Here is a 17,012-nt window from a genome sequence, read left to right as displayed (position 1 = left end):
CTCCGGGTACCCGGCCCAGGGCCGGCCGGGCGGTGCGGGGTGGGTAGCCGCATCCGGCCAGGTCACGTCGAGGCCGACGGTGCGATCGGCTCCGTCGAACCAGCCGGTCGGGTCGTCACCGAGCCGCACCGTGTCACCGGTGGTGCCCAGGCGTACCGTCTCGCCGGACGCGCCGAGCCGCACCGTCTCGCCGGACGCGCCGGGGCCGCCGGCCGGGCCCAGGCGTACGGTCTCGCCGGCCGGGCCCAGCCGCACCGTCTCGCCGGCGGTGCCGTGAGGCACGCCGAGGTGCACGGTCGGCTCGCCCGGTCCGGTCGGTCCGGCGCCCCCTTCGGTTGGGAACTGTCGCACCGGGTCGCCTAGCCGATGGGGCAGTCCGACCGGAGCGACACGTGCATCGGGCCGGCCGGGGCCGACACATGACCGGCGGCGTCGACGGCGACGACCTCGACCGGGATGCGGGTGGTCGACTCCGGGGCCGGAAGCTCACCGAAGGTGCCGCGGAAGGCGCCACCGCCCGTGCTCGTCATCCGCACGGTCTGCACGGCACCGTCCACCTGGTAACGAAGGAACAGCCGCAGTTCGTCCGCGGTGGTGCGGTCGTCGGACGCGGTCGCGGTGACCGTGCTGGACTGCTCACCGAACACGCAGTCACCCGGATACAGGACGGTGGGGCTGACGTCCGGCTTGCCGACGACGGGCGCGGTGACGTCCGCCGGCGGGGGCGTACTGGTGCTCGGCGGAGGGCTCGGCCGCGGAGGTGGCTCGGTACGGTCCCGGCTGGGGGTCGCGGTCGCCGACTGCACCCGCACGGTCGGCGGGCTGGCCGACGCCGGCCCGGTCGGGCTCGGCGTGGAGGTCGGGCTCTGGCTCGGCGACACGGCGGTGATGGGTGGCGCCGCCACCGGCAGCGTCGGGTCGACCGTGGCGAGCACCGAGACGCGAGGCGCGGGCTTGCCGTCCACGAGGGCCAGCTCGGGAGGGTTGCGGGAGGCGAAGGTGATGCCGACCCCGCCGAGCAGCAGGGCCGCCACGAGTCCACTGCCCAGCAGCGCGGCGCGGTTGCTGCCGCGTCGCGGCAGCAACCGCGACAGGCCGACCCTCGTGGTCGCGACGCTGGTGGCGCCACCGGCGCCGTCGGGGAACGGAAACACCGCGGCGAGCAGCGCGGCACGTCGGGCCAACTGTCGCAGGCCCCGCTGCTCCCAGTGCGCACCGTACCCGGCCACGGCGGCGCGCTCCAGCTCGGCCAGGAAGGCGTGTGCACTCTGGGGCCGCTCGATCGGCCGCTTCGCCATACCGCGGCGCAGCAGGTCGTGCACGGGCGGGGGTGCCGGATCGAGCGGAACCGGCGCGTAGGTGTGCTGGTCCCGGAGGGTGAACAGATCACCACCGTCGTACGGGGGGTGACCGGTGAGGCACTCGTAGAAAGTGGCCGTGGCGGCGTAGATGTCGCAGGCGGGACTGGCCGGTGCCCCGATCCACTGCTCCGGCGCCATGTAGCGGGGCGTGCCGCTGACCGAGGCGCCGTCGCCCCGGCCGACCTGCACGGCGATGCCGAAGTCGGCCAGCTTGCTGCGCCCGTCGACGTCGACCAGCACGTTCTCCGGCTTGTAGTCGCGGTGCACCACGCCCCGACGGTGGGCGGCGGCCAGCCCGGCAAGGGAGCCCTTGAGGACGCAGAGCGCCGCCTCCGGCTCGGTGGGGCCGTGCGTCCGCAGCATCTGCCGCAGCGACACCCCGTTGACCAGCTCCATCACGATCGCCGCGCCCAGCGCTGACTCGGCGTACTCGTAGAGCCGGGCGACGTGCGGGTCGTCGACCTCGACGAGCAGCAGTGCCTCCTGTCGGAACGCCAACCGGAAGGACGGGTCGTCGCCGACGGAACTGTTGAGGTACTTGATGGCGACGGGTACGCCGCTCGCGTCGTGGGTCGCGAGCAGGACACGGCCGGACGCCCCGGCACCGAGCTGGCGCACGGGCGTGTAACCGGACAGCTGCCAGTCGGCGGTCACGCTGCGGTCCCCCCGGTCTGCCGGGAGCGGTCGAGGATCAGTGGCACGCTGATCATTCTCACCCGGACGATGATCGGGGCCATCGGCGCATCGGTTGTTTTCCCGGCGTTCGGACAGCCGTGCCGACGAACCGGTTCGGGCGTCCCGCGGGTCGGGGTCGCCGCCGGTCAGCCCACGCCGGCCCCCGGTGCGGTGAGGTGGGGCGCGACGTCGGCGATCCGTTGCCGCATCGGACGCCGGCGCAGGGCGGCGACCGCCTCGTCGACGAGCCGGCTCAGCGGGTACGACAGCTCGGCCTCGAAGCGTTCGGCCGCGGTCGCGGTGGCGGCCCACTCGGCGTCCAGGATCGGCAGCAGCGACCGGGCCCGCGCGGTGAGGTGCACCACCCGCTGCCGGGCGTCCGCCCCCGGGACGAGCGTGACCAGCCCGTCCCTGGCCATCTGCGCGACCGTCTGGCTGGCGGCGGAGTGGGTGACGCCGGTGGCCACGGCCAGCGCCCGGATGGCCGCCGGACCGGTGTCGGCCAGGGCGCGCAGCACCGGGGTGTACCGGGGGCGGAAGCCGGGCAGGCCCAGGTCGGCGTAGACCGCGGCCACGTCGCGGTCGAGCAGTTCGAGCAGATGACGCAGCCGGGTGCCGAGCAGCGCGGGGCCGTGAACGGAGGGCATGTGCCGTAATGTAACAGCACTGTCGCATCTGCCGGGGAGGTCTGACGATGGACGAGTGGTATCCGCCGATCGAGCCGTACGACCAGGGGATGCTCGACGTCGGCGACGGCCACCGCGTGTACTGGGAGGTCTGCGGTAACCCGGCCGGCAAGCCCGCCCTGGTCGTCCACGGCGGACCGGGCTCGGGCTGCGGGACCGGCGTCCGCCGGTTGTTCGACCCGGCCCGCTACCGGGTGATCCTGTTCGACCAGCGCGGCTGCGGTCGCAGCACCCCGCACGCCGCCGACCCGATGACCGACCTGCGGCACAACACCACCCACCACCTGGTGGCCGACATGGAGGTGCTGCGGACTCACCTGGGCGTCGACCGCTGGCTGCTGCACGGCGGCTCGTGGGGATCGACGTTGATCCTGGCGTACGCCGAGCGGTACCCGGAACGGGTCTCGGAGATCGTCATCGCCGCCGTCACCAGCACCCGGCGATCGGAGATCGACTGGCTGTACCGGGGCGTGGGCCGGTTCTTCCCGCAGCAGTGGGAACGGTTCCTCGCCGGGGCCGGCGTCGACCGGCACGGCGACGTCGTCGGCGCGTACGCCCGGCTGCTGGCGGATCCGGACCCGGCGGTGCGGGACCGGGCGGTCCACGACTGGTGCGCGTGGGAGGACACGGTGGTCTCGGCCGAGGGCGTCGGCACCCCGTACGCTGACCGGCCCGCGCCAGCCCGCGCGGCGATGGTGCGGATCTGCGCCCACTACTTCGCGCACGGGGCCTGGCTCGCGGAGGGCGCACTGATCCGCGACGCCGGCCGGTTGGCCGGCATCCCCGGCGTGCTGATCCACGGACGACTCGACCTGGGCAGCCCACTGACCACCGCGTGGGAGCTGCACCGCGCCTGGCCGGGCTCCGAACTGATCGTGGTCGAGGGCGCGGGACACCTCGGCACGCAGCAGACCCGGCGACACCTGCGGCAGGCGTGCGACCGCTTCGCCGGCTGACGACAGCCGACCGGAAAACAGCTACGGGTCGCCGGGACGAACGGGCAGGATCGGCTCTCATGCGTGACGAGCCGACGGGGTTGACCGGGGACGAACTGATCGCGGCACTCACCGACGGCTGGGCTCTCGCGGTGAGCTCGGCCGAGTACCTACCGGTGGGGGCGGGCAGCTACCACTGGTCGGTCACCGAGTGCAACGGAACCGTCTGGTTCGCCAAGGCCGACGACCTCGGCGCCGACGAAGCCGCCCGGCAGGACGTCTTCGACCGTCTGCGACGGTCGTTCGCCACCGCACTCGCCCTGCACCGCGACGCCGGTCTCGAGGTCGTCGTACCGCCGATGCCGGCCACCGACGGCGCGGTGCTGCGGCGGCTCACCCCCCGGTACGCCCTGTCGGCGTTCCCGATGCTCGACGGAACCGCCGGCGACTTCGGCCCGCACCGGCGTGCGGACCTGGCCGAGATGGTCTACCTGCTCGCCGAGGTGCATCGCGCCACCCCCGTGGTCGCCCACCTCGCCCCCCGGGCCGACCTGCGGCTTCCTGGCCGCAACCGGCTGCACGAGGCACTGTGCGAGATCAGCCGGCCGTGGACCGGCGGACCACACGCCGAGCCGGCCCGCCACCTGCTGGCCCGCCACGCCGGGCGGGTCCAGCGGTGGCTGGCCGACTTCGACCGCCTGGTCGGTGCCGTCCGTGCCACGGCACCGGGCTGGGTGGTCACCCACGGCGAGCCGCACCCCGGCAACGTCATCCGGACACCGAGAGGGCCGCGGCTCCTCGACTGGGCAACGGTGCAGATCGCCCCACCGGAGCGGGACCTGTGGCTGCTCACCACGGCGTTCGCCAGCCTGATCGGTGTCGGCCAGGCCGGCGACGACGACGAGGTGCTGGCCAGGTACGCCCAGGCGACCGGCCGGAGCGTCCATCCCGCCGGCATCGCCCTCTTCCGACGGTGGTGGGCGCTCGCCGATGTCGCCGCCTTCATCGACGACCTCCGCAGACCGCACGGAGACGGAGAGGACCCCGCCGCGGCACTGGCCTGTCTCACCGGATACCTCGAAACCGCGACCGATTGACGGCTCGAACACAGCCGTGCCCGTTCTCCGGTGTCACCCCTGTCGTCGGCAGCGGCGCGGAGTCGCCCGGGTCGCCGACTACACTCGCCTCGACCGAGTCTGGGCGGGTGCATGGCGGATTTCTCGTACGACGTGCTGCGGCGGCTCGTGGCCGCCATCTGCCTGATCGCCGCCGCCGCGCTGCCGGCCGAGTCGGCGGCCGGCAGCGGCTCGGCCTCGCTGGGCGTACTCCAGATGAACCTGTGCAACAGCGGTCGTGCCGGCTGCTACACGGGCCGGGCGGTGCCCCGGGCCGCCGAGCTGATCCGGGCCGAGGCACCCCGCCTGGTCACGCTGAACGAGATCTGCCAGGACGACGTGCCCACACTGGAGCGCGTGCTGGCGGGCGTCCACCCCGAGGGCAGGGTCGTGGCGGCGTTCCAGGCCGCCGGTGACCGCCCCAGCGGGGACGTCACCCGGTGCCACAACGGGCAGCCGTACGGCATCGGGCTGCTGGCACATCTCGCGGTGCCGCAGGTCAAGCACACGGTCCTCAGCGGGACCTACCCGGTACAGGACGTCAGGGATCCCGAGCTGCGCGCCTGGCTCTGCATCCACGCCCCCGGGGTCGCCCACGCCTGCACCACGCACCTGGCCGCCTTCGACCGGGCGGTCGCCCTCGCGCAGTGCCGCCATCTCATGGACCGCGTCGTCCCGCAGATCCGAAGCCGCACCGGATACCTGCCCACCGTGCTCGGCGGCGACCTGAACCTGCGCGACGGCGGCTCTCCCGACGTGCGGACCTGTGTGCCCCCGGGCCACCGGCGGGTCGACGACGGCGGCGTGCAGCAGATCGTGGTGACCACCGACATCACGGTCGACGGCCGCCGGCCGATCGGCATGAACGGCACGACCGACCATCCCGGGCTGTTGGCCGCCCTCACCGTCGATCACGATCCGGACCGGTAGCGGGCGGGTCCTCCCACGCGACGCGCCCCGGCACGGCTCACCGGGTGACGCGGGCGACGGCACCGGTCTCCAGCGCCACCCACACGACCCCGTCGGGCGCGACGGTGATCCCGTGCGGTTCCGAGGCCGGCGTCGGCAGCCGATACTCCTCGATCCGACCCTCGGCGGTGACATGGCCGACCCGGTTGCCGCCCCACTGCGTGAACCAGCAGCCCCCGGCGGGGTCGGCGGCGATCGCGTGCGGCCGGGCCGACCGGTCCGGCAGCGGATATTCGCGGACCTCGCCGTCGACGGTGATCCGGCCGACCTGGCCGGCGCCGATCTCGACGAACCAGAGCGCCCCGTCGATGCCGCAGGTGACGCCGACCGGCGCGGCCCCGACCGTCGGCAGGGGGTGGACCTCCACTGTGCCGTCGAGGGTGACCCGGCCCACGGCGTCGGCCTGGTTGAGGGTGAACCAGAGCGCGTCGTCGGGCCCGGTGACGATCATCGACGGCATACCGCCGGTGACGGGCAGCTCGACGTGGGACACCTCACCGTCGGTGGTGATCCGGCCGATCCGGTCGGCGGCCATCTCGGTGAACCACAACGCCCCGTCGCGGCCGGCGGTGATGCCGTAGGGGCCGGCGGCCGGCACCGCCCACGAGGTCGCCGTGCCGTCCGGGGCGAGCCGGCCGACGCGGTGGTCGCGCATCCGGGTGTACCACAGCGCACCGTCGGGGCCGGCCGTGAGCAGCGCCGGCCCGCAGCCCGGGTCGTCCAGGTCGTGGCGGCGCAGGTCGCCGCCGGGGGCGAGCCGGACGATCGCCCCGGCGTGCACGAGCGTGCACCACAGCGCGCCGTCGGGGCCGACGGTGATCGCGTACGGGCCGTCGCCCAGCCCGGCCACGGGCAGTTCGGTGACGATCGGTGGCATGACGCTCCTTCTCAACGGGTCAGCGACGCAGTGAGCAGGCGACCCGCACCCGGGTCCGATCCGCCGGATCCGTTGGTGGACGCCGATCGGGGGTGGGCATGGGTCTCCGCCCGGTCGGTGGTGGGCGACGCGCCGGGCGCGGGCCGTGAGCCCCTAGGGAGCAGGCAAGCTCCTTAAAGCGACATCAGTTGCGATAAGATCTTGGCATGGATCCGCCCGCGCCGACAACCCCTCTCACCGACCCGCCAGGCCCGTCCCGGCGGCCGGGCGGGCGCAGCGCCCAGGTACGCCGCCGGGTCCTCGACGCGGTCACCACCCTGCTGGTCGAGCGGGGCTACGACGCCCTGACCGTCGACGCGGTCGCCGAGCGGTCCGGGGTGCACCGCACGACCGTCTACCGGCGCTGGCGCGACGTCGGAGGGCTCCTCGCCGACGTGCTCGCCGAGGCCACCGGCGACGACTGGCAGCCCCGCGACACCGGCTCGCTGCCCGGCGACCTGGCGGCCATCAACCTGGAGGTGCACGAGGCGCTGACCGCCGAGCCACCACTGACCGGGGCGCTCATCGCCGCGTCGTTCCGCTCCCCGCCGGCCGCGGCCGCACTGAGCGCCTTCTGGGCCGACCGGTACGAGCGCTGCGCCGTGGTCGTCCGGCGGGCGGTGGACCGGGGCGAGGCACCCGCCGGCACGGATGCCCACGCGCTGCTGGTCGCGGCCACCGCGCCGGTCTATCACGAACTGCTCCTGCTGCGCGCCGACGCGGACCCGGCCCGCGCCGTGCAGGCGGCCCGGGCGGCGGCGGTCGCCGCCCGGGCAGGTGCCTTCGTCGTGACCTGACCAGCGGGTCCAGCCCCGCCACGGCACCTCTCGGTGCGACGATGGCCACGGTCGTCGACAACGAGGAGGCATGGTGGCGTCGCAGCTCAACCCATATCTGAACTTCGCCGGCAACGCACGCGAGGCGATGGAGTTCTACCAGCAGGTGTTCGGCGGTGACCTGTCGCTGACCACGTTCGGCGAGTTCGGCACCGACGACCCGGCCTTCGCCGACCAGATCATGCACGGCATGCTGCGCACCGCCGGCGGGCACGTGCTGATGGCCGCGGACATGCCGCCCGGCATGGAACTGCGGCGCGGCAACGCGCACAGCGTCTGCCTCAGCGGCGACGACGCCGACGAGCTGCGCCGCTGGTGGGAGCGGCTCTCCACCGGCGGGGTGGTGAGCATGCCGCTGGAGCGGCAGATGTGGGGCGACGAGTTCGGGCAGTGCACGGACCGCTTCGGCACCCCCTGGATGGTCAACATCAGCCAGTCGCCGAGCTGACCAGGGCTGTTTGACCGGCGGCGGAACCGGAAAAGAGTGCCGGGCATGAAGTGGACCGGTCGAGCCGTACCCGTCGTCGCCGCCGCTCTCGCGGGCCTCGCCGCCCGCGACCTCGTCCAGCGCGACCACGCGCTGCTGCGCAACTTCCCGGTGCTCGGGCGGGCCCGCTACCTGCTGGAATCGATCGGGCCGGAGCTACGGCAGTACATCGTCGCCGGCAACAACGAGGAGCGGCCGTTCACCCGCGACCAGCGGCGCTGGATCTACGCCTCGGCCAAGCAGCAGAACAACTACTTCGGCTTCGGCACGGACAACGACGTCGAGTACACCCCCGGCTATCCGATCATCAAGCACCGCACCTTCGGCCGGGCCGTGCCGCCGTCCGCTCCGGAGGCGGGCCACGACGTACGCCTGCCCGCCGCGAAGGTGCTCGGCCGGGCGCGCGGGCGGGCGGGGGCGTTCCGGCTGCGGTCGGTGGTCAACATCTCGGCGATGAGCTTCGGATCCCTGTCCGGCAACGCGGTGGCGGCGTTGAACCGGGGCGCGGCGCTGGCGGACTGCCTGCACAACACCGGTGAGGGCGGGCTGTCGCCGTACCACCGCCACGGCGGCGACCTGATCTTCCAGCTCGGCACCGCGTACTTCGGTTGCCGGGACTCGCGGGGCCGGTTCGACCTGGGCCGGCTCAAGGAGCTGGTGGCCGGGGCACCGGTGCGGGCGCTGGAGGTGAAACTCAGCCAGGGCGCGAAGCCCGGCCTGGGTGGGCTGCTGCCCGCCGCGAAGGTCTCGGCGGAGATCGCCGAAACCCGGGGCGTCCCGGTGGGCGAGGACTGCGTCAGCCCGTCGCGGCACGCCGAGTTCTCCGACTGCGACAGCCTGCTGGACTGGGTGGAACTGCTCGCCACCGAGACCGGCCTGCCGGTGGGCATCAAGTCCGCCGTCGGCGACCTCGCCTTCTGGGAGGAGCTGACCACACTGATGCGCGACACCGGACGCGGCGTGGACTTCGTGACCGTGGACGGCGGCGAGGGCGGCACCGGCGCCGCGCCGCTGATCTTCACCGACTCGGTGTCACTGCCGTTCCAGCAGGGCTTCGCCCGCGTCTACCGGACCTTCGCCGAGCGAGGGCTGCACCAGGACGTGGTCTTCGTCGGGGCCGGCAAGCTGGGCCTGCCGGACAACGCCGTCGTCGCGTTCGCGCTCGGCTGCGACATGGTCAACGTGGGTCGGGAGGCGATGCTGGCGATCGGCTGCATCCAGGCGCAGAAGTGTCACACCGACACCTGCCCCACCGGGGTGGCCACCCAGAACCGGTGGCTGGCCCGAGGACTGGACCCGACGGTGAAGTCGGTACGGGCCGCCAACTACGTGCGTACGCTACGGCGGGATCTGGTGAAGGTGGCCGAGGCGTGCGGGGTGCCGCACCCGGGGCTGATCGACACCGACACGGTGGAGATTCTCGACGGGCGTACCTCGTCCAGGCCGCTGCACGAGGTCTACGGCTACCGGCCCGGGTGGGGTCTGCCGTCGGCCACCGACCAGGCGGAGATCGTCGCGTTGATGACCGGTGAGGCACCTCAGGGCGGCAGCGCTCCCCCGTCGGCCACCGCCGTCGGCTGAGCCGCTCTCCCCCGCCGTCTGCGAAAACCCGTGGCCGCCGACCCGCCGTCTCCGGCAGGATCCCGGTTCGATGCTGATCAGACGTGAAACCCCCGCCGACATCCAGCCGATCCACGCCGTGCACACCGCCGCCTTCGCCCGGTCGGGCGCGCCGGACGGCGTACCCGTCGAAGCCTCCCTGGTCGACGCCCTGCGCGCCGACGCCGGCTGGCTGCCCGCCCTGTCCCTCGTCGCCACCGACCCCGACGGCCAGGTCGTGGGGCATGTGGTGGGCACCCGGGGCACCGTGGGCGGCGAGCCCGTCGCCGTCGGTCTCGGCCCGCTCGGTGTGCTGCCCGCACGGCAGCGCCACGGGGTGGGCTCGGCGCTGATGCACGCCGTGCTCGCCGCCGCCGACGCCCTCGACGTGCCGCTGGTCGTGCTGCTCGGGCATCCGGAGTACTACCCGCGGTTCGGGTTCCGGCCGGCGGTCGAGCTGGGCGTGACCCCACCGGGGCCGTGGGAGCCGCCGTACTTCATGGCCCGCCCGCTGGCGGCCTGGCGTCCGGAGATCCGCGGCGCGTTCGCGTACGCCGCGCCATTCCTCGACCTGTAGGGCGTTTGAGCAGGTCAACGCGGCGATAGCGGCGCGGCATGCGAACATGTGTTCGTGTCGACCGAGGCCAGCATCCTGCACGCCGACCTGGACGCGTTCTACGCGTCGGTGGAGCAGCGCGACAACCCCCGGCTCCGCGGCCGGCCGGTCATCGTCGGCGGCGGCGTGGTGCTGGCGTGCAGCTACGAGGCCAAGGCGCGCGGGGTGCGCAGCGCGATGGGCGGGCGGCAGGCCCGGCGGCTCTGTCCGGACGCGGTCGTCGTGCCGCCCAGGATGGCCGCCTACACGGCGGCCAGCCGCGCCGTGTTCGAGATCTTCCGGCGCACCACTCCGGTCGTGGAGGGGCTCTCCATCGACGAGGCGTTCCTCGACGTGGGTGGGCTGCGCCGGCTGGTGGGCCCGCCACTGGAGATCGCGGTACGGCTGCGGGCGGAGGTCCGCGAGCGGGTCGGCCTGCCGATCACGGTCGGGGTGGCCCGGACGAAGTTTCTCGCCAAGGTGGCCAGTGGGGTCGCCAAGCCGGACGGGTTGCTGCTGGTGCCGCCCGAGGGCGAGCTCGGCTTCCTGCACCCGTTGCCGGTGGAGCGGCTGTGGGGCGTCGGCCCGGTCACCGCGGCGAAGCTGCGCGAGCGGGGCATCCGTACCGTCGGGCAGGTCGCCCGTCTCGGCGAGGCGACGTGCGTGTCGCTGCTCGGTGGCGGCGCCGGCCGGCATCTGCACGCCCTGGCCCACAACCGGGATCCCCGGCCGGTGCAGGTGGGCCGCCGCCGGTCGTCGATGGGCGCGCAGCACGCGCTGGGTGGCGGACCGAGGACCCCGGCTGATCTGGACGCGCTCCTGTCCGGCCTGGTCGACCGGGTGGCCCGGCGGATGCGGGCCGCCGGCCGGTCCGGCCGCACGGTGGTACTGCGGCTGCGGTTCGCCGACTACACCCGGGCCACCCGCTCGCACACCCTGGGCAAGGCCACCGCCCAGACCGCCGCCCTGCTCGACACGGCTCGGACGCTGCTGCGGGCCGCGTTGCCGGAGATCGACCGCCGGGGCGTCACCCTGGTCGGGCTCTCGGTCGGCAACCTCGACGACGCCCCGGTGCAGCCGGAGCTGCCGTTCGCACCCGACCCGGGTGTCGAACTCGACGCGGCCGTCGACGCCGTACGCAACCGGTTCGGCGCCGCCGCGCTGACCCGGGCCACGCTGCTCGGCCGCGCTCCCGGGGTGGAGATGCCCCGCCTGCCCGACTGACGCCACCTTTCCCCGGTACCGCGCCTCGGGCATCCTTGGTGGATGGGAGAGGTGCTGCCGATGCCCGGTGTTGGTGACCTGTTCACCGATCTGCGGGGCGACGATCGGATGATGCGGGTCAGCTACCACCCGGAGCGGTCGGCCGTGGTGCTGTCGCTGTGGCGCGGGGCCGTCTGCCGGGGGTCATTCCGGCTGGCCGTCGAGGAGGCGGGCCGGCTGCGGGCGCTGCTGGAGATGATCGAGGCCGCCGGCGTGCCGCCGGCCGGCACGACGGTCGAGGGCGAGGTGGCACCGGAGGCGACGGAGGTCGTCCAGACCGGCGACGTCTCGGATGCAGCCCGTCGGGTGGCGTTACCAGTCGTGCCGGCTCCCCGGGTCGCCTGACCGGTTTCCCGCTCGGCGTGGTGGGCGGCTAGCATCCGGGGGTGCCGATCACGCCGCGACGGCTGCGCCTGCTGGCGGCGGTGGCGGCGGCACTGTTCGTGACCCTCGGCCTGGTGATCCGGGCCGTCGACCACGGGGTGCCGCGGCAGCACTCGGGCACCGCTCTGTACGCCTCGTCGGTGTGGGCGGCGGTGCTTTTCCTCCGACCCCGCATGGCACCGCTGCTGGTCGGAGCGGTCGCCGTCGGGTTCTGCTGGACGGTGGAGTGCGCGCAGCTCACCGGCGTCCCGGCGGCGATGTCGGCGTGGAGCCCAGCGGCACGACTGGTGCTGGGCGCGCAGTTCGACCCGGTGGACCTGGCCTGGTATCCGGTCGGGGTCATCCCGCTGGTGGCGTTGCACACCGCACTGCCCCGGCCGAGGTCAAGGGACACCGTCCCGGACCGACCATGACCCTGCCGCGCCTGCACACTCACGACCGATTTCTTGCGGCTTGCGCCGCCATCGGGCTTGCCGGTTGCGGCATTCTGGGCTGTCGCGGCGTCGGGACGGCGCAGGATGCCGTATTCGATGCGGCCGAGTGGATTGGTTGTGGTGCAGGACGCCCCGGCGGGACAGCGGGTGCGTCCTGGTGCACCTGGACCGCCCCGCTCGCGGGTCCGGTGGTGTGCTGGTCACCACCGGACCCGCGAGCCGGTCGCCCGGGTGGGCGCGGACGGGCCGGGATCAGCGCCGGAACTGCACCGACCAGGTGCGCGTACGCGAGCCGTCCTCACTGGTGACCGTCACGGTCGCCGTCCGGGTGCGGACGTCGGCCTGGCGCACCGTCACCTCGGCGTACGGGTCGGCGGTCACCGCGCTGACCGACGGCAGCGCCCCCTTGGCCACCACGTAGACGGTGCCGCGGTCGGGGTTGAACCCGGCGGCCGGCTTGCCGTCGAGCAGGATCGCGGTGGCGCCGGCGTCCGACGAGGTGCCGGGCCCGTGCGCGTAGGTCTCGATCTCGCTGATGGTCATGTGCCGGTTCGGGTACGCGGTGAGCACGATCCGGTACCCGTCGGTGACGGTGGGCGGCACCGGGGCCTCGACCACGGGCCCGGTCGGGGTGCCGGTCGGGACGGTGACCGGATTCCCGGCGTCGACCCAGTTGCCCTGCGGGTCGCGGACCTGCACCCGCAGGGTGTCGGGGTAGCTGTCGCCGCCGTCGCGGTAGAAGTGGGTCACGACCCGGGTGAGGGTCTTCCGCTCGGGCAGGGTGACGGTGAGCGTGTCGCTGGTGTTCTTGTTCTCCGACTTCCAGTTCGACCAGGCCTTGTCGGTGAGGTTGCCGTTGGTCAGGCCGGTCGTGGAGTAACCCGGTTCGGTGAAGGTGGCGGTGACCGTACCGGTCGGGGTCTTCCGCTCGACCGGAGCGGTGACCTGGACCCGGGCGGTGGCCGGCAGGGTCCGGCCGTCACCGGCGTCGGCCTGCCCCGCGACGGTGACGACGCCGACCGTGTCGTACGTCCCGGCCGGCGGGGTCTGCCAGGTCACCGGACGGTCGACGCGCGCGCCGCCCCGGGCCACCGCGGTCACCGTGGCCGGCAGCTGCGGTTGGCCGCCGGGGATGGTCTTGGCCCGGCCCGGTTCGGTGCTGACCAGGGTGTCGACGACGACCGTGGCCTGGGCGGTGTGGGTGCGGCCGAGCACGTCGGTGGCCCGACCGATGACGGTGACCGTGCCCGGCTTCTGCCAGGTCCACGCGCCGGGCAGTCGCCACGTCACGGGCAGTGTCCCCCGGGGCCCGTCCCGGCGGATCGGGACGACGGTCGCCGGCAGTGTCGGCGCCTTACCCGGCACGGTGAACGCCTGGGTGCGCTCGATGCCGAGGACGGTCTCGTCGACGATCCGCCAGCGCTGGTTGACGCCGGAGTTGGCCAGCCAGGTGGACACCGCGGCACCGTCCTGGGTGGCCTGGCCGCCGACCTCGAGCAGCCGCCGGGTGGCGGCGTTGACCAGGGTGTACGTCCCGTCTCCGGTGGTGGAGAGGATCCACTGGGCCGTCGGCGCGGGTGCGGGCACGGCGGGCACCAGGGTGACGGTGCCGTCGATCACGGCGAGCTGCCGGTTCCCCCGGGCGGTGCTGAGGGCGTAACGTTCCCGGTTGCTCTGCCCGCCGGTGAGCTTGGTCAGCCGCCACAACTGGTCGGCGCTGAGCGGGTCGTCGGTGCGGATCACCGCGCCGGAGGTGCTGCCGGACGGGGCGAGGGACCGGCCGCTCTGCACGCCACGGAGGCGGTAGACGTGGCCGTCCTGGATGAGCCCGGCGTCCTTGGCGACGCCGGAGACACCGGTGACCAGGAACGTCGTCACGGACTGGGCGGGCACCTGCAGGCTGGCCGCGCGGTCCCGGACGGCGACCGGGGTGCCGGTGCGCAACGCCCCCTCGGCGCTGGTGACCACCGGGGTGACGGTGGCGTCGGGCGCGACGGTGCCGAAGGCCGACAGGTCGAGGCGGACGTTGCGGGCCTGGGTGCCGGAGTTGACGTGCACGACGGTGGCCCGCTTGTCGGCGGAGACGGCGGCGACGCTGGAGGTGTCGTCGACGGCGATCATCCGGTCACCGGGGCGGATGTGGTGGGTGAAGTTACGCACCGTGTGGAACTTGGTGTTGGTGTAGATCGGGCAGGTTTCCAGGGTGTCCTCGGCCGTGCAGTCGAACGGCAGTTGGATGCTGCCCCAGTTGGAACCCTGCGGGAACTCGCCACCGGGTTTCATGTTGTCGTAGTCCTCGACCGGCTGCCAGAACGCCCAGGCCGACGGCTCCAGCTCCCGCAGGTCGTCGATGATGTGCTGGGCCATGCCGAGGCCGGGCGCCATGTTGGTGAGGCTGTGGCCGTTGCCCCAGGAACCCTCCACCTCGCTCATCCACAGCGGCTTGTTCTCGCCCTTGGCGATGTCCCGTACGGCGGTGCGCTGGCCGGTGCCGTAGGTGTGCACGTTGAGCTGGGCGACCTCGCCACGCACGTCGTCGGCGTAGGCGTTCCAGTTGGTGAGGAACGTGCCGGGGTTGGTCTCGTCCATGGCGGAGATGACGGTGTCGCTGCCGGCGGCCCGCAGCTTCTTCGCCAGCGCGCGGATCACCTGCTGTTGCAGCTCAGGACCGGCGTGTGCACCCTCCTGCCGGCCGCCGACCGGGTTGCCGTCGGCGCCCAGGCGGGTGCCCCAGTAGTTGGTGTTCGGCTCGTTGAGCGGGTCGATGGTGTCGACCGTGATGCCGTGCGTCTTCTCCAGGTGTTCGGTGACCCGAACCAGGTAGGTGGCGAAGTCGTCGACCTTGTCGGCCCTGATCTGGTCCTTCGTGGAGTCGAATCCGCCGGAGACGTACCCGCTGACGGTCTGGAACCACGGGGGCGAGTTGCTGAAGGTCTCCCAGTGCGTGATGTCGTTCTTGATCCGGTCGATCCACCACCGCTGCGTCTGGTCGGCGTCCCAGTTCCAGTGGTTGGGGTCCTCCGGGTTCCACCAGTCCTTGTCGGTGCGGGTGGTGCCGGCGGGTGCCTTCCACCAGCCCGGCACGGCCCCACCACGGCGCAGGTAGTCGGGGACGTCGGGGGCGTTGCCGCCGCCGATGTTGTAGCGGGCGATGTTGAGGTTGAGACCCTGTGGGCCGAAGACCAGTTGGGCCAGCTTCTCGCGGACCTCGACCGGGTAGTCGCCGGTGGCGTTGGCGAACCAGATCAGGCTGGTGCCCCAGCCTTCGAACTCCTGCCCCTGGTACGACGGGTCAGGTCGGACGCTGACCGTCGGGACCTGCGCGGCGGCGGCCTGAGCCGCGCCGACGGCGGGGGTGACGGCGGCGCCGGCGGTGACGGTGCCGGCGGTGACGATGGCGGTGGTGACGGCGGCGGCGAGCCGTCGGACCGCTGGGTGTCCCTTCACGGTGGGCGGGTCTCCTTCGTTGTGCGGAGCGCCGTTGGCCGACGGCCGGGCGGCCAGGTTCGCGCAAACATCGCAACCGCCGGGGAGGAATGCCAGGGGATCTCATCGGACACCGGCCGGCAATGTTTACGTAAACATGGGTGCCGGGATAGTGTCAGCCGACCATCGGCCCGTCAAGACATGACCACCAGGTCGGCGCCGGGCACCGTGGACCGCCGGAGGGAGCGGGATGAGCACGATCCGGCCACCCGAGACCTCGGCCGGTCCACCCGGGACCGGTTCGCGCCCGCCGCGTCGACGCCGCGTCTCGATGGCCGACGTGGCCCGCCTCGCCGGGGTGTCCGCCCAGACCGTCTCGCGTGTCTCGACCGGCCACCCGGGCGTGGTCCCCGCAACCCGTGAGCAGGTCCTCACCGCGATGCGGCAACTCGGCTACCGGCCCAACGGCGCCGCGCGGGCCCTGAAGTACGGCGAGTTCCGCGCCATCGGTGTCGTGCTGTTCACGTTGGCCACCACGGGCAACAGCCGCACCCTGGAGGCGATCGCCACGTACGCCGCCGAGGCCGGCTACGTCATCACCCTCATCCCGGTCACCTCCCCCACCCAGGACCGGGTCGACGGCGCCTTCACCCGGCTCGGCGAACTCGCCGTCGACGCCGTCATCGTCATCATGGAGGTTCATCTGCTGGACACCGCGACGGTGGTCCTGCCGCCGGGCGTCCACGTCGTCATCGTCGACTCCGACGCCGGGGACCGCTACTGCGTGGTCGACACCGACCAGGCGCACGGGGCCCGGCAGGCCATCCACCACCTGCTCGACCTCGGGCACCGGACGGTGTGGCACGTGGCCGGGCCGCCGGAGTCCTTCGCCGCCGAACGACGTGCGCTGGCCTGGCGTGGGGCGCTGCGGGAGGCCGGGCGGCGGGTGCCGCCGCTGCACCGGGGTGACTGGTCCGCCGAGGCCGGCTACCGGGCCGGGCTGGAACTGGTCGAGGAGCCCGACTGCACGGCCGTCTTCGTCGCCAACGACCAGATGGCCCTCGGCGTGCTCCGCGCGTTCCACCAGGGCGGCAGGTCGGTGCCCCGCGACGTGAGCGTGGTCGGCTTCGACGACATCGCCGAGGCGGGTTCGTTCATCCCGCCGCTGACCACGGTCCGTCAGGACTTCGCGGAGGTCGGCCGCCGCTGTGTGGAGGCGGCGCTGCGTCAGGTTCGCACCGGTGCCACCGAGACCGGCACCACGCTGGTGCCCACCCGGCTGGTGCTGCGCGACAGCACCGCCCCGCCCCGACAGCAGCGGTGACGCCGCA

Annotated in this window: 15 protein-coding genes and 1 pseudogene; 11 read left to right on the top strand and 5 right to left on the bottom strand. The window is 73.4% G+C overall.

Features of this window, described 5'->3' with window-relative positions; all coding sequences use genetic code 11:
• The 3 genes and pseudogenes from E1182_RS11800 to E1182_RS11790 form a co-directional block, all read right to left on the bottom strand.
• Positions 1-351 (bottom strand): annotated as a pseudogene (locus tag E1182_RS11800) (hypothetical protein); the annotation flags it as partial.
• Between the two features lie 8 nt (positions 352-359).
• Complete coding sequence (locus E1182_RS11795) at positions 360-2,015, bottom strand: serine/threonine-protein kinase (protein ID WP_243706182.1); 1,656 nt, start codon at positions 2,013-2,015, stop codon at positions 360-362.
• A gap of 167 nt (positions 2,016-2,182) precedes the next feature.
• Complete coding sequence (locus E1182_RS11790; RefSeq protein ID WP_132264023.1) at positions 2,183-2,683, bottom strand: MarR family winged helix-turn-helix transcriptional regulator; 501 nt, start codon at positions 2,681-2,683, stop codon at positions 2,183-2,185.
• 47 nt (positions 2,684-2,730) lie between these two features.
• On the opposite strand from E1182_RS11790, the gene pip reads away from it, so the two are divergent.
• The 3 genes from pip to E1182_RS11775 all read left to right on the top strand — a co-directional run bounded on the left by pip (position 2,731) and on the right by E1182_RS11775 (position 5,702).
• The gene (gene pip / locus E1182_RS11785) at positions 2,731-3,678 is read left to right on the top strand and encodes a prolyl aminopeptidase (protein ID WP_132264020.1); all 948 of its coding nucleotides are present in this window, start codon (positions 2,731-2,733) and stop codon (positions 3,676-3,678) included.
• Positions 3,679-3,737: 59 nt separating this feature from the next.
• A complete protein-coding gene (locus E1182_RS11780) occupies positions 3,738-4,754 on the top strand; it encodes a phosphotransferase (RefSeq protein ID WP_243706181.1) in 1,017 nt (338 codons plus the stop codon).
• A gap of 111 nt (positions 4,755-4,865) precedes the next feature.
• Entirely contained in the window at positions 4,866-5,702 is an 837-nt protein-coding gene (locus tag E1182_RS11775) for an endonuclease/exonuclease/phosphatase family protein (protein WP_132264018.1), read from the top strand.
• A gap of 37 nt (positions 5,703-5,739) precedes the next feature.
• On the opposite strand, the gene E1182_RS11770 is transcribed toward E1182_RS11775, so the two are convergent.
• Positions 5,740-6,618 carry a virginiamycin B lyase gene (locus tag E1182_RS11770; protein WP_132264015.1) on the bottom strand — a complete coding sequence of 293 codons (879 nt, stop codon included), beginning with the start codon at positions 6,616-6,618 and terminating at the stop codon, positions 5,740-5,742.
• A gap of 206 nt (positions 6,619-6,824) precedes the next feature.
• Between E1182_RS11770 and E1182_RS11765 the strand changes: the two genes are divergently transcribed.
• The 7 genes from E1182_RS11765 to E1182_RS11735 all read left to right on the top strand — a co-directional run bounded on the left by E1182_RS11765 (position 6,825) and on the right by E1182_RS11735 (position 12,234).
• Positions 6,825-7,454 (top strand): TetR/AcrR family transcriptional regulator, encoded by a 630-nt coding sequence (locus E1182_RS11765; RefSeq protein ID WP_132264013.1) that lies wholly within the window; start codon positions 6,825-6,827, stop codon positions 7,452-7,454.
• A gap of 70 nt (positions 7,455-7,524) precedes the next feature.
• Positions 7,525-7,941, top strand: a complete 417-nt coding sequence (locus tag E1182_RS11760) for a VOC family protein (protein WP_371687539.1) — start codon at positions 7,525-7,527, stop codon at positions 7,939-7,941.
• Positions 7,942-7,986: 45 nt separating this feature from the next.
• A complete protein-coding gene (locus E1182_RS11755) occupies positions 7,987-9,561 on the top strand; it encodes an FMN-binding glutamate synthase family protein (RefSeq protein WP_132264011.1) in 1,575 nt (524 codons plus the stop codon).
• 70 nt (positions 9,562-9,631) lie between these two features.
• Positions 9,632-10,156: a GNAT family N-acetyltransferase gene (locus tag E1182_RS11750; RefSeq protein ID WP_132264009.1), complete on the top strand. Its 525-nt coding sequence runs from the start codon at positions 9,632-9,634 to the stop codon at positions 10,154-10,156.
• A 54-nt stretch (positions 10,157-10,210) separates the two neighbouring features.
• Positions 10,211-11,398, top strand: a complete 1,188-nt coding sequence (dinB, locus tag E1182_RS11745) for a DNA polymerase IV (protein ID WP_132264006.1) — start codon at positions 10,211-10,213, stop codon at positions 11,396-11,398.
• Between the two features lie 42 nt (positions 11,399-11,440).
• Positions 11,441-11,782: a hypothetical protein gene (locus tag E1182_RS11740; RefSeq protein WP_132264004.1), complete on the top strand. Its 342-nt coding sequence runs from the start codon at positions 11,441-11,443 to the stop codon at positions 11,780-11,782.
• A 41-nt stretch (positions 11,783-11,823) separates the two neighbouring features.
• Positions 11,824-12,234, top strand: a complete 411-nt coding sequence (locus E1182_RS11735) for a DUF2809 domain-containing protein (protein ID WP_132264002.1) — start codon at positions 11,824-11,826, stop codon at positions 12,232-12,234.
• A 273-nt stretch (positions 12,235-12,507) separates the two neighbouring features.
• On the opposite strand, the gene E1182_RS11730 is transcribed toward E1182_RS11735, so the two are convergent.
• A complete protein-coding gene (locus E1182_RS11730; RefSeq protein ID WP_132264000.1) occupies positions 12,508-15,702 on the bottom strand; it encodes a glycoside hydrolase in 3,195 nt (1,064 codons plus the stop codon).
• Between the two features lie 310 nt (positions 15,703-16,012).
• Here E1182_RS11730 and E1182_RS11725 point away from each other — a divergent pair, with 310 nt between their 5' ends.
• Complete coding sequence (locus tag E1182_RS11725) at positions 16,013-17,005, top strand: LacI family DNA-binding transcriptional regulator (RefSeq protein WP_132264035.1); 993 nt, start codon at positions 16,013-16,015, stop codon at positions 17,003-17,005.
• Positions 17,006-17,012: the final 7 nt, after the last annotated feature.

It is taken from the genome of Micromonospora sp. KC721 (assembly GCF_004348355.1).
In the GTDB taxonomy this organism is placed as follows: Bacteria; Actinomycetota; Actinomycetes; order Mycobacteriales; family Micromonosporaceae; genus Micromonospora.
This window is presented reverse-complemented; position numbering and strand designations above follow the sequence as displayed.